This window comes from Aliamphritea ceti (assembly GCF_024347215.1).
In the GTDB taxonomy this organism is placed as follows: Bacteria; Pseudomonadota; Gammaproteobacteria; order Pseudomonadales; family Balneatricaceae; genus Amphritea; species Amphritea ceti.
The window spans coordinates 3,373,964-3,387,044 of sequence record NZ_AP025282.1 but is presented as its reverse complement, the minus strand read 5'-3'; the positions used below and the strand labels follow the sequence as shown (position 1 = coordinate 3,387,044).

12 protein-coding genes are annotated in these 13,081 nt (G+C 47.7%); 8 read left to right on the top strand and 4 right to left on the bottom strand.

Annotated features, from left to right (window positions below; genetic code table 11):
- Positions 1–8: 8 nt before the first annotated feature.
- Positions 9–1,175: an isovaleryl-CoA dehydrogenase gene (locus OCU49_RS15595; RefSeq protein ID WP_261841480.1), complete on the bottom strand. Its 1,167-nt coding sequence runs from the start codon at positions 1,173–1,175 to the stop codon at positions 9–11.
- 51 nt (positions 1,176–1,226) lie between these two features.
- On the bottom strand, positions 1,227–1,631 hold the full coding sequence (locus OCU49_RS15590) for a MerR family transcriptional regulator (protein ID WP_261841479.1): 405 nt from the start codon (positions 1,629–1,631) through the stop codon (positions 1,227–1,229).
- A gap of 295 nt (positions 1,632–1,926) precedes the next feature.
- Between OCU49_RS15590 and OCU49_RS15585 the strand changes: the two genes are divergently transcribed.
- The 6 genes from OCU49_RS15585 to OCU49_RS15560 all read left to right on the top strand — a co-directional run bounded on the left by OCU49_RS15585 (position 1,927) and on the right by OCU49_RS15560 (position 7,939).
- Positions 1,927–2,721 carry an ABC transporter ATP-binding protein gene (locus OCU49_RS15585; protein ID WP_261841478.1) on the top strand — a complete coding sequence of 265 codons (795 nt, stop codon included), beginning with the start codon at positions 1,927–1,929 and terminating at the stop codon, positions 2,719–2,721.
- 14 nt (positions 2,722–2,735) lie between these two features.
- Positions 2,736–3,482 carry an ABC transporter ATP-binding protein gene (locus tag OCU49_RS15580; protein WP_261845247.1) on the top strand — a complete coding sequence of 249 codons (747 nt, stop codon included), beginning with the start codon at positions 2,736–2,738 and terminating at the stop codon, positions 3,480–3,482.
- A 52-nt stretch (positions 3,483–3,534) separates the two neighbouring features.
- On the top strand, positions 3,535–4,746 hold the full coding sequence (locus OCU49_RS15575) for an ABC transporter substrate-binding protein (RefSeq protein ID WP_261841477.1): 1,212 nt from the start codon (positions 3,535–3,537) through the stop codon (positions 4,744–4,746).
- 133 nt (positions 4,747–4,879) lie between these two features.
- On the top strand, positions 4,880–5,767 hold the full coding sequence (locus OCU49_RS15570) for a branched-chain amino acid ABC transporter permease (RefSeq protein WP_261841476.1): 888 nt from the start codon (positions 4,880–4,882) through the stop codon (positions 5,765–5,767).
- Positions 5,768–5,777: 10 nt separating this feature from the next.
- Positions 5,778–6,701, top strand: a complete 924-nt coding sequence (locus tag OCU49_RS15565; RefSeq protein WP_261841475.1) for a branched-chain amino acid ABC transporter permease — start codon at positions 5,778–5,780, stop codon at positions 6,699–6,701.
- 47 nt (positions 6,702–6,748) lie between these two features.
- A complete protein-coding gene (locus OCU49_RS15560; RefSeq protein WP_261841474.1) occupies positions 6,749–7,939 on the top strand; it encodes an acetyl-CoA C-acyltransferase in 1,191 nt (396 codons plus the stop codon).
- Between the two features lie 295 nt (positions 7,940–8,234).
- On the opposite strand, the gene nhaR is transcribed toward OCU49_RS15560, so the two are convergent.
- The gene (gene nhaR, locus OCU49_RS15555) at positions 8,235–9,137 is read right to left on the bottom strand and encodes a transcriptional activator NhaR (protein ID WP_261841473.1); all 903 of its coding nucleotides are present in this window, start codon (positions 9,135–9,137) and stop codon (positions 8,235–8,237) included.
- Between the two features lie 143 nt (positions 9,138–9,280).
- Here nhaR and nhaA point away from each other — a divergent pair, with 143 nt between their 5' ends.
- Together nhaA and OCU49_RS15545 are read left to right on the top strand one after the other, a co-directional pair.
- Positions 9,281–10,498, top strand: a complete 1,218-nt coding sequence (nhaA, locus tag OCU49_RS15550; RefSeq protein ID WP_261841472.1) for a Na+/H+ antiporter NhaA — start codon at positions 9,281–9,283, stop codon at positions 10,496–10,498.
- A gap of 481 nt (positions 10,499–10,979) precedes the next feature.
- Positions 10,980–11,921, top strand: coding sequence for a GGDEF domain-containing response regulator (locus OCU49_RS15545; protein WP_261841471.1), 942 nt, complete (start codon positions 10,980–10,982; stop codon positions 11,919–11,921).
- Between the two features lie 58 nt (positions 11,922–11,979).
- On the opposite strand, the gene OCU49_RS15540 is transcribed toward OCU49_RS15545, so the two are convergent.
- Positions 11,980–12,891, bottom strand: coding sequence for an AraC family transcriptional regulator (locus OCU49_RS15540; protein ID WP_261841470.1), 912 nt, complete (start codon positions 12,889–12,891; stop codon positions 11,980–11,982).
- Between the last annotated feature and the right edge of the window lie 190 nt (positions 12,892–13,081).

The following is a 13,081-nucleotide window of genomic DNA, read 5'->3' as shown; positions in this document are numbered from 1 at the left end:
AATGCGGTTTATTTATTCAGAAACAGCTCGCGGCCGATCAGCATGCGGCGGATTTCTGAGGTACCGGCGCCGATTTCATAAAGCTTTGCATCTCGCAGCAGGCGGCCGGTAGGAAATTCGTTGATATACCCGTTACCGCCCAGTAACTGAATGGCATCCAGTGCGAGCTTGGTGGCGGTTTCTGCGGTATACAAAATGACACCTGCACAATCTTTACGGGTGGCTTCGCCACGTTCTGCTGAACGGGCAACGGTGTATGTGTAAGATTTACAAGCGTTCATCAGGGTATACATATCGGCGACTTTACCCTGTACCAGCTGGAACTCACCGATAGACTGACCGAATTGCTGACGGTCACGGATATAAGGTACAACGATGTCCATTGCAGCCTGCATGATGCCCAGTGGTCCGCCGGATAACACCAGACGCTCATAATCCAGACCGCTCATGAGCACCCGGACACCACCGTTTAATTCACCCAGCACATTTTCTTTAGGGACCGGGCAGTTATCGAATACCAGCTCACAGGTGTTGGAGCCACGCATGCCCAGCTTGTCGAGTTTTTGATGGCGGGAGAAACCGGCAAAGTCACGTTCCACAATGAATGCGGTAATACCTTTCGGGCCAGCGTTTACATCGGTCTTGGCATAGATAACGTAAGTGTGGGCGTCTGGACCGTTAGTGATCCACATCTTGTTACCGTTAAGCAGGTAATGATCGCCATTGTCTGTTGCATGCAGTTTCATCGAGACAACGTCCGAACCTGCATTCGGCTCAGACATTGCCAGTGCACCGATATGCTCACCGCTGATCAGCTTAGGCAGGTATTTTTGTTTCTGTTCTTCGTTGCCGTTGCGATGTATCTGGTTGACACACAAATTAGAGTGCGCGCCGTATGACAAGCCTACAGAAGCAGAAGCACGGCTGATCTCTTCCATAGCAATGACGTGGGCCAGATAACCCATATCAACGCCACCGTATTCTTCCTTAACGGTAATACCCAGTAAGCCCATACCACCAAACTTACGCCACAGATCCATTGGAAAGGCATTTTCCCGGTCGATCTCTTCGGCACGGGGGGCAATCTCTTCTGCGGCAAAGCTGTTGATCTGATCACGCAGCATGTCGAGGGTTTCACCAAGGCCAAAATTCAGGGTGTTGTATTGTGAGATCATCGCGTTGTTACCTGTTTCTTATGGTTGTGTGGTTGCTCAGACAGTGCTGATCTATTGCGCTTTTTGTTCCTGAGAAATAAGCGCCTGCATCGCTGACTGACAGCGCGATTCGGCGCTGTCCAGTTCGATCTGCAACATAGCGATATCGTTAAGTTGCTGTTTCAGCGCCTGTTTCTTTTCCGTAATTTTTGCCTGCAGGCGTTCCAGCTGTTTCATGCTGCCGCCGGGTGTCTGATCCCAGAGTTCAAATAGTTCTTTGCTTTCTGCCAGAGAGAAGCCTAAACGCTTGCCGCGAAGAATCAGTTTCAGGCGGACTCTGTCCTGGCTGCTGTATATGCGTGTCTGACCTTTGCGGGTTGGAAATAGCAAACCCTGATCTTCATAAAAGCGAATGCTGCGGGTTGTCACATCAAACTCGCTGGCCAGATCTCGGATTGTAAAAGTGGTTTTACTCATAACTGCTCGTATTTGTCTGAAAACCTAAGATGATTCGAATATAGAGTAAGTTTACGTAAACGTAAAGCATGTTTATTTTTGACTAATGTATTAGAGGCTTGTGTATGAGTTGTATTAAATTATTGATTTTTAAGTATTAATAGTGATTTTTTTGGGATAAAAATATGCGTATTATACTAAAGTAGTACTTGTTAACCCCTAGGGGTAATTGCTAGTTTCATCTAGCCGCTCAGGAACGTACCAGACAATTTGAACGGTTCTTAATACAACAAAAATAACAAGAGGCCGGTTACGAATGACTGCTGATTACGTTCTCGAAACCCGACATCTGGTGAAAGAATTCAAAGGCTTTACTGCCGTTGATGATGTCAATCTTAAGGTTGAGCGGGGCACTATCCACGCTCTGATCGGCCCGAATGGTGCCGGTAAAACAACAGTGTTTAATTTGCTGACGAAGTTTCTGACGCCTACAAAGGGCCAGATTCTCTATAACGGTGCGGACATCACTTCGCTGAAGTCGGCAGCTATTGCCCGAAGGGGGATAGTGCGTTCCTTTCAGATATCGGCTGTGTTTCCACACCTGAGTGTATTAGAGAACGTACGCATTGCTCTGCAACGTAAAGAGGGCAACAGTTTCCACTTCTGGACCTCCGATAAAGTGCTTAACAAGCTGAATGACCGGGCGATGGAGTTACTTGATCAGGTAGGGCTGAAGAGCTTTGCCAATACCGTCACAGTTGATCTTTCTTATGGCCGCAAACGGGCTCTCGAGATTGCGACTACGTTGGCGCTTGAGCCTGAGATGCTGTTGCTTGATGAGCCGACACAGGGCATGGGACATGAGGATGTCAGTGTTGTTGCTGACCTGATCAAACAAGTTTCCAAAGACCGTACCATTCTGATGGTTGAGCATAACCTTCACGTGGTCGCTAAGCTCGCAGACACCATAACAGTGCTACAGCGTGGCGCCATTCTGACTGAAGGTGATTATGCAGAAGTGTCACAGAACCCTCAGGTACGTGAAGCCTATATGGGCGTAGAAGCTGATGATCATCAGGCAGAAGCAGTACCTGAAAAGGAGGTCGTGTAATGAACAGCACAGTTATGAATCCTCCTGGCGAAGAGCTGCTGCGTACTGCAAAAAACAGTACCGGTGAAAAGATCCGTATCCATGATTTGCATGCGTACTACGGTGAGTCACATATTCTCCATGGCATAGATATGACGATCATGCAGGGAGAGCTGGTAACACTGCTGGGCCGTAACGGTGCAGGCCGTTCTACCACACTAAAAGCCATTATGAATATGGTTGGCCGGCGCACCGGTAAGATCAATATTAATGGTACCGACACCATCCCGTTACCGGCACACCGGATTGCGCATCTTGGTGTAGGTTACTGCCCTGAAGAGAGGGGGATTTTTTCCAGTCTTAATGTTGAAGAAAATCTCATGCTGCCTCCAGAAGTGCGTTCTGACGGCATGTGTCTCGAAGAAATCTACGAACTGTTTCCCAATTTAGCTGAGCGGCGCTACAGCCAGGGCACCCGTTTGTCTGGCGGTGAGCAACAGATGCTGGCGATGGCGCGAATTCTGCGTACTGGTGCCAACATTCTTTTGCTTGATGAAATAACCGAAGGCCTGGCGCCTGTCATAGTGCAAAAGCTTGCTCAGGTGCTGCAAATGCTCAAAGAACGCGGGCTTACCATTTTACTGGTGGAGCAGAACTTCCGTTTTGCTGCGCCTATTGCCGACCGTCATTACGTGATGGAACACGGCCATATAGTCGAAGAAGTAAAGCAGCACGAACTGGCTGCTAAGACTGAATTGCTAAACACCTATCTGGGTGTGTAACCGGATTAACTGAAAGCGTGAATAAAAATAAGAGCTTTAAAGGAGTGACGTTATGCAAGCGATGAAGAAAACTATGATGGCTGCGGCCATGAGTGCTGCTTTTGCCGTAACAGCCCAGGCTGGCGGTGTTTCCGATGACGTGGTTAAGATTGGCGTGTTGGCAGATATGGGCGGTGTTTATGCCGATATCTGTGGCAAAGGCTGTGTAACTGCCGTTGAAATGGCGGTTGAGGATTTTGGCGGAGAAGTGCTGGGCAAACCGATTGAGGTGATCAGCGCTGATGATCAGAACAAGCCGGATGTTGGCTCGGCTAAAGTACGCCAGTGGATCGAAAGCGAGCAGGTAGATGCGGTAAATGGTCTGGTTGCATCATCGGTAACCGGTGCGGTGACTAAGGTACTGACGGATGCGAAAAAAGTTGCCCTGATTTCCACATCTGCAAGCCATGCATTCACCACTAAAGCCTGTTCACCTTATAACGTCCATTGGACTTACAACGTTGCTGCACTGGCTAACGGCACTGTGAAGCCTATGGTCGATTCCGGTAAGAAAAAGTGGTTCTTCATCACGGCTGACTATGCGTTTGGTCATGCACTGGAAGGCATTGCGACGAAAGTGATTAACGATCAGGGCGGTGAAGTAGTTGGTGCTGTCCGGGCGCCGTTAGGCACCACTGATTTCTCTTCCTATGTGCTACAGGCACAGGCGTCTGGTGCAGACGTAATCGGTCTGGCAAATGCAGGTACTGATTTCGTTAATGCCTTGAAAACCTCTGCGGAATTTGGCCTGACAGAGACAGCTGATGTGGCCGGATTGCTGGTATTTACGCATAACGCTAAAGCACTGGATCCGGCAATTGCTGCCGGTATGAAGGCGACGACTGGATTCTACTGGGACATGGATGACCAAACCCGCGAGTGGTCAGCACGCTTTAAACAACGTCATGGCTCTATTCCTGCGATGGGTCAGGCGGGTGCGTACTCTATGACGATGCACTACCTGAACGCGATTAAGGCAGCTGGTACTGACGAAGCAGATGCGGTTATGGCGATGATGAAAGCAACTAAACCGGATGATTTCTTTGCCCGTAATGCTTATCTGCGTAACGACGGACGGATGGTGCATGACATGCTGCTGGTTAGCATCAAGGATGCCGCGAGCCGCCAGTCAGATGATGATATCTACAACATCGAAGCGGTTATTCCGGGAGATGTGGCGTTCAACCCTATGATGGAATCCTGCAACTTTGCAGCGAAATCCTGAGTACGGCTGATTAAGGGAGGGCATTCCCGTTTGGGAGGCCCTTCCGTTATAACAATAAGAACAGACAGCGACTAATATCTTGTCGGCTGTTGGTCTCAGTGTCACAAGAGATTCTGCCGTTCGGAGCGAAGCCATGGCGACATTATTTGGAATTAATCTTTTTGCCCTTTCCGGGCAGCTGTTGGTCGGTTTGATCAATGGCTCATTTTACGCCCTGCTCAGTTTGGGGCTGGCAATTATTTTTGGTCTTTTAAAAATTATTAACTTCGCTCAGGGCGCTATGTACATGCTGGGTGCTTTTCTGGCCTGGATGGCGCTGCAGTATTTTGGTGTGAATTACTGGTTAGCGCTGGTTCTGGTGCCGCTGGCTGTCGGTGGCATTGCGATTCTGATTGAGCGCTTTCTGGTGCGGCCAATCGCTAAAGAGGATCATTTATACAGCTTGCTACTAACCTTTGGTCTGGCGCTGATTCTGCAGGGGTTATTCACGCAGCTATACGGCTCATCCGGTCTGGCCTATCAAATTCCTGCCGAACTGAAAGGCGGTACTAAATTACCCTTTATGTATCTACCTAATTACCGTGCCTGGATCATTATTGCCTCGCTGGTGGTGTGTGCCACGACCTGGTGGGTGATTGAAAAAACAAAACTTGGGGCGTACCTCAGGGCTGGCACTGAAAACCCACAATTAATGCAGGGTTTCGGTATCAACGTACCACTGATCACAACATTAACTTTTGGTTTTGGTGTAGCGCTGGCAGGTTTTGCAGGTGTGTTGGCAGCACCGGTTTATTCCGTGAGCCCTGAGATGGGGTCTAACATTCTGATTGTTGTATTTGCCATCGTGGTTATAGGCGGTATGGGTTCCATCGGCGGGGCAATCTTGACTGGCCTGATGATGGGGGTGGTTGAAGGTCTGACTAAATTCTTTTACCCGGAAGCATCCAGCACAGTGATCTTTCTGGTAATGGTGATCGTGCTGCTGATTAAACCGGCCGGTCTGTTCGGCAAAGAAGCGTGAGGGGCGAATGATGAAAGTGAATAAGTTATATCTGAGTCTGTTTGGCCTGTCTTTGCTGGCGCCTTTAGTGCTGTATCCGGTGTTTCTGATGAAGGTGCTGTGCTTTGCACTTTTTGCCTGCGCGTTTAATTTACTGCTTGGCTTTGTTGGCCTGCTGTCTTTTGGTCATGCAATTTTTCTCGGTACCGGCGGTTATATTACGGGCAGTTTAATGCTGAATACTGGTATTACACCGGAGTTGGGCATACTGGCGGGAACAGTGGCGGCGGGCTTACTAGGTGCTGTGTACGGTAAGCTGGCGGTAAAACGTGAAGGTATTTATTTTGCGATGGTAACGCTGGCGCTGGCGCAGCTGGCATTCTTCTTCTACCTACAGGCTCCGTTTACCGGTGGTGAAGATGGTCTGCAAGGTGTTCCTCGGGGAATGCTGTTTGGCCTGGTGGATCTGTCTGACAATATGGTGATGTATTACTTTGTACTGGCGATCTTTATATTTGGTTTCTGGCTGATTCATCGCACCATTCATTCGCCATTTGGTCAGATACTAAAGGCGATCCGTGAAAATGAACCAAGAGCTGTTTCTTTGGGCTACAACGTTAATGATTACAAATGGGTCGCGTTTATTATTTCGTCTGCACTGGCGGGGCTGGCCGGTTCGACTAAAACTCTGGTATTCCAGTTGGCCTCGCTGACGGATGTGCACTGGCATATGTCCGGTGAAGTGGTGCTGATGACCTTACTGGGTGGAATGGGGACGATTTTTGGTCCGGTAGTAGGGGCTGCTGTTGTAGTTACTATTCAGAATTACTTATCCGGTGGTGAGCTGGGTAATTACATCAGTATTATTATGGGCGCTATCTTTATTGTATGTGTACTGGCTTTCCGCAGCGGTATCGTTGGGGAATTCCAGAAGATGGTGAAGAAGAATTTTTAGTCTGGTTGCAAAGTTAGATGTACCACCAGGTGACAGAAGGATTGAGTATGACTGTTGAGAATGACGCGATTGTGATTGTAGGTGCTGCCCGTACCCCGATGGGCGGTATGATGGGGTCGCTCAGTGAGGTGCCTGCACCGCAACTTTGTGCAACTGCAATTGCGGCTGCTATGCAGCGCGCCGGTGTTGCCGGAGATCAGGTTGATGAGGTTATCATGGGTTGCGTCTTGCCTGCTGGCTTAGGGCAGGCTCCGGCCCGTCAGGCAGCCCGGGCAGCGGGAATTGTCGATGCAGCCGGCGCTACCACCATAAACAAGATGTGTGGTTCAGGCATGAAAGCTGTGATGCTGGCCCATGATCAGCTGAAAGCGGGGCAGGTTGACGTCATGGTGGCGGGTGGCATGGAGAATATGAGCCTGTCGCCTTACCTGTTGCCAAAAGCCCGTGCCGGTATGCGCATGGGGCATCAGCAAGCGTTAGATCATATGTTTTATGATGGCCTCCAGGATGCTTATGAAGGCGGGCTGATGGGCAACTTTGCGCAGCAAACAGCAGATCAGTATGGTCTGACCCGTGAAGCGATGGATGATTTTGCGATTCACTCGCTGGAGAAGGCTAATCAGGCAATTGTTGATGGCAGTTTTAAAGCAGAAATTGCTGCGGTAACAGTTAGCAGCCGTAAAGGCGATATTACTGTTGATACTGATGAGCAGCCGGGGAATGCCCGGGTAGATAAAATCCGCAGTTTGCGGCCAGCCTTTGCCAAAGAGGGCACAGTGACAGCGGCCAATGCCAGTTCCATTTCTGATGGTGGTTCAGCGCTGGTACTGATGCGTGAAAGTACTGCTAAAGCACAGGGATTAAAGCCGCTGGCTAAAATTGTTGCGCATTCAACCCATGCTCAGTTACCGGAAGAGTTTACGATTGCACCAATTGGTGCAATTCAGAAGGTGTTGGATCGAAGTGGCTGGGCGAAAGGTGAAGTTGATCTGTATGAGATCAATGAAGCATTTGCCGTGGTCACTATGCTGGCATGTCAGGAACTGGGGCTGGACAGTAGTAAGGTTAATGTACACGGTGGTGCCTGTGCTCTGGGGCATCCAATAGGTTCGTCGGGCTCTCGAATTCTGGTGACCTTACTCTATGCCTTGCAGCAAAAAGGCTTACAGCGCGGTGTGGCATCACTTTGTATCGGTGGTGGTGAGGCCACTGCTGTCGCTATAGAAATGTGTAACTGATCTGAATTAAGTGAATAAATAACGCCCTGTGGGGCGTTTTTTATATCTGCAAGAATAAACGCTGATGATTTACGGCGGGTTATATTCGCTAGTTCAATGAGGCATTGAATTGAAAAGCTGGCTTGATCAGAGAGGCGATGTAAAAAGCGAAAAGCTACTCGTCTGAGATGAGTGTGCACGGAGGCTCTGACGGGTAGCTTTTCGCTAGGAGTAAGTATAGACCGGCTCTGATAACTGGCAAATTTCACAGTAAAGTTTTTAAACTGTTGTTATTTGGGGAGGGCTAATACACCTGCTATTCAATGTTTTCGCCCATCCTGGCTTGCTCCAGTAAACGGGTAGAAAACGTATCGCTGACCAGTCGTTGCGGGGTGATCAGATAGTAGGATTGATACACATTATTTACCTGGCCAATCAGGCTTACTTCATGGCTGCTCTCTACATCATCTTTGATCAGTAAAGGAGCAGGGAAAATTCCCAGACCTTCTTTACCAAAGGCTTTCATCAGCGCGCTGTCGTCTACGTGGCTGACAATACTGACATTTAGATTTTGCTCATTTAACCAGTACTCGATGGCCCGGCTGGTAGGGCTGTCTTTGCCAGGTAGCACCATAGGTTGCTGGTTCAGGCTGTGAGGAAAGTTTGCCTGTAACTCCCGTGCGTGAGCATGTCGAGCATAAAGTCCAATGTTACTTTTGCCGATTTCATGGCAAAACACTTTCAGGTTATAGCTGTTATCGGAAGGCGTGTCGGTGAGTAGCAGGTCAAGCTTATGAATGGCTAACTGGCTGAGAAGCTCTTCCTGTTTTCCGTCGATGCAGGTCAGTTTAATGTTGCTGTCTGAGTGAATTATGGGAGCCAGCCATTTAGTCACCAGTGACTTTGGCAAGGCATCAGAAATACCTACTTTCAGTGTTTTTATGTAAGTGTCGTTGCCTTGTGAGGTTTCCAGCCATTCTTCGGCGATGGCAAACATATCATCGGCATATTGTTTAGTAACACGGCCATAATCGCTAAGGGTGAGCTGTCGACCTTCGCGAATAAAGAGTTTTTTGTCCAGACGCTGCTCCAGCATGGAGATTTGCGCACTGATGGTTTGAGGCGTCAAATGCAGGATTTTACTGGCTTTTGCTATACTTCCTGCGTTGCTGACGACCCAAAAGTAGTAAAAATGATTGTAGTTTATGTTGGTTATCATTCGGTTTAATCGATGCTTAAGGTAGAAATAATCAGTTTTTATCTTCGTTGTTAGCCTATTAAATTAAAAAGGACTTGGCCAGCTAAACTAGTTTGAATAGAAATATCCTGATTAGTTGGAGCTGGTTTCTATGGAGAGAGAGAATGACAACTTTACGTAAATTTCTGCAGCGCGAGGCCGCTGGTGGTATTTTACTGATGTTTGCGACGGCAGTTGCTTTAGTGATTGCAAATAGCCCATTGGCAGAATACTACGACTTGCTGATTCATCTGATTGCAGGGGTTTCATTAGGTAACTTTTCCATTGAGAAGCCATTGTTGTTGTGGATCAACGATGGTCTGATGGCGGTGTTCTTTTTCCTGGTTGGATTAGAACTTAAACGTGAAATACTGGAGGGTGAGCTCGCCAAACCCTCACTGGTTGCTTTACCGTTTGCAGGTGCTGTTGGCGGTATGTTGGTGCCGGCACTGATTTATCTGAGTTTCACATCTTCATCGCCTGAGTTCACTGCAGGCTGGGCGATTCCTGCTGCTACAGATATTGCATTCGCCTTAGGGGTTTTAGCATTACTGGGCAAGTCTGTACCTGCTTCTATTAAGCTGTTTCTGGTCACCTTAGCCATTATTGATGATATTGGCGCGATTCTGATCATTGCCGTGTTTTACACCGAGAGTATTGATCCGGTGGCGCTGGCGGTGGTTGCGGGCTGTGTTGTCCTGCTGTGTGCTCTTAATTATCGTGGGATCAGTGATATTCCTGCCTACATGGTGGTTGGTTTAATACTCTGGACTGCGTTACTTAAGTCCGGTGTTCACGCCACCCTTGCAGGGGTTGTACTGGCATTCTTTATTCCTATGCGGGATAGCAAAAACCGACGTCATTCGCCGGTTCGGCATCTGGAGCACAGTCTGCATCCGACTGTAGCATTTATGATTTTACCGGTGTTTGCCTTTGCGAATGCGGGGTTAAACTTATCCACTATCAGTATCGAATCTTTAATGCATCCGGTGACACTTGGCATTGCAGCAGGACTGTTCGTGGGTAAGCAGGTAGGTGTATTCGGTTTCAGCTATCTGGTGGTGCGTTTCACCCGGATTGAGCTGCCTAAAGGTATGGACTTACTCAGTCTGTATGGTGTCTCGATACTTTGCGGGGTGGGCTTTACCATGAGTCTGTTTATTGGTTCGCTGGCATTCGAAGAAAGCGGTATCAATATGCTGATCGATGAACGTTTGGGTATCCTGCTTGCGTCTGTGCTATCAGCTATTACAGGCTTCCTGGTTATAAAATTGGCAATGCGTCGCAGTAAAGTCGCTAAGTCTGAAGAGCGGCGACGCAGGCTTGCTGAAAAGCAGGGCTGATTATTAATCGTTTTTTCCAGTTTCTTCTCACCTTTGAATCCAGGGACGGATTATTTTTTTGAGAAGCTTGCTGTTGTGATTCTGTCATGATTCCCGGTTATAACCTTGTTAGAGACCGCTGCTACTTAACTTGCTTGAGGTTTGAGTAAGCAGTCAGCTAAGGGGTATTGATCGGGGGAAGATTGAAACGGATTGTTTTCGGTATGTTTTCTTGAGCTACGCCAGCAGAACTAACCAGATTGATATGTCTGTAGCGCAGGTTCGTTGTAGCTCATTAGCTTTTTCATTACGTATCAATTAGTCTTGATCAGGCTTGTTTATAGTTTTATGTGTTTATATGTCTAATGAGTTGCTTGCAGTAAACACAATGTCTGAACTGAGAATGTTTTAGGCGTATAACGGCAACGGGAATGTGCCAGTAGTAGCCCGAAGTTATGTTGTACGAAGTTATCATTTTGGTTGTATTGCACTGGGCTGTTGAATGCAGATTTTAGTTGTAGATGATACGAAGCTAGTCAGAGAGTTACTTGAGTCCATTATCCTTGATGCCGGTGATACACCTTTTCTGGCCAGTGGTGCGAAAGAAGCTAAAACAATTCTTAATACAGTTGATATTGACCTCATCCTGATGGATGTCGAAATGCCTAAGGTAGATGGGTTTACCCTGACAAGGCAGATACGACGTCATTTGGGAGACAACTGGATTCCGATTATTTTCCTTACAGGTAAGAGCGATGATCAGCATCTGGCAGATGCGATTGACGCCGGCGGTGATGATTACCTGACTAAACCTATTAATCCTATTGTTCTGGGCGCAAAGATTCGTGCGATGGCGCGTATTGCGCAAATGAAGGCAGATCTTGATGAAGCTAATCACCAGTTGATGAAACTGACACATATTGATCCTCTTACTGATGTTGTAAACCGCCGTGGCCTTGATGAGTCGTTACAGCGCGCCTGGAAGCTGCATCAGCGGGAAAAAACAGAGCTCTGTGTTCTGTTTATCGATATCGATCAGTTTAAGCCGTATAACGATAACTATGGTCATCAGCGGGGCGATGTTTGCCTGAAAGAATTCAGTGCTGTACTGAAAGGGCAGCTTCACCGGCCAGCAGATCTTGTTGCCCGTTTTGGGGGAGAGGAGTTTGTTATATTACTGCCAAATACATCCCTTGAAGGCGCTGAAAAAATTTCCAGTGATATCATTAATGCGCTTGCAGAAGCTGCACTAGAACATGCCTTTTCGCCGATTAAGCCTTATATTACGGCGAGCATCGGCATCAGTTCCAGTCAGTTTAATGGCAGTACCAGTCAGGGACTGTTATCTCAGGCGGATAAAGCGCTGTATTTTGCTAAAAGTAATGGCCGTAACCGTTATGCTACTTTTGCGGAAAGTGAAGCCGCTCAATCTAAACAGGCCTGATACAGGTCTGTTTTCGTTTAATCTGTTTATTAAATTCTATTATTTCTCTCATTCCTGACTAACTAAAGTTTGGATAAGCCCAGGCACCGGTTTGCAGTTTGCGGTACTGGCTGGGTGATATGCCCATCACTTTTTTAAATACCCTCGAAAAATAATATGCATCTTCATAGCCCAGTTGCAGCGCAATTTCTGTGACGGCTTTGTGGCTACTGTCGAGTAGCTGGCAGGCACGCTCTATCTTCAGATGGATAAAGTGGCTAATGGGGGTGGTGTCGGTCAGCTCTTTGTATTTTTTGATGAAATGATACTTTGACAGATTCACACTCGCAGCCAGCGTATCCAGATCCAGCTGTTCATGTAAACGTGCCTGCATCAGGCTGTGTACCTTTTCCAGATCAAAGCCTTCAGCGGCGTGTGCTTGCCCGCGGCTCAGCGGCAGCAATACAGCAATATGTGTCAGTATCTGGCGAAGCTGGTTGGCCGCATGCAGATATGTATTCAGGTGGTACTGAGTTTGTCTGGCATCCAGCAGCGCCTGAAAGTCGCTGATCAGTTTACTGTGAATACCAAGGTGCACCACAGGCCGGTGACGCTTTTCACTGATTAAACGAATGAACTCGCTACTTTCACTGCCTGAGAAATGGCTCCAGTAAATACTCCACGGATGATCCTGGTCGGAGGCGTAATGGTGCGCCTGTCCGCGGGGCAAAATAATCAGATCCCCAGCTTTTATACGCCATATACGTCCATCAACGGTTAGTTTACCCGTGCCTTCAAGACAGTAAATGATCAGGTCATCATCGTGTTCTTTACGTTGCATCTGATGGCCTGTGGCTTCTTGATAATAGCCAGCTCCCAGAGGGTACAGCTGTGAAGTCAGTGGGTGTTCATTCAGCATACGAATAATTTTATGGGGTAAGACAAAGCGAATGCTTGCTGTATCAAGTGGCCAGTTTGAAGGCGTACTCATGACTTACTCCGGAAGTTAGGATAAGGTTAGACTAAGATATAAGGGTAATTACTTATTTGTTAGCAATATAATCCATTAAGTCAGCAACTTTATCAATCCTTGCAATTGCTGAGCTGTGCTTTAATCGAATCAGTACCTTGCTTCGGTATGTAAGCGAAACAGGCAACGATATGACCAATAACAAGAACTC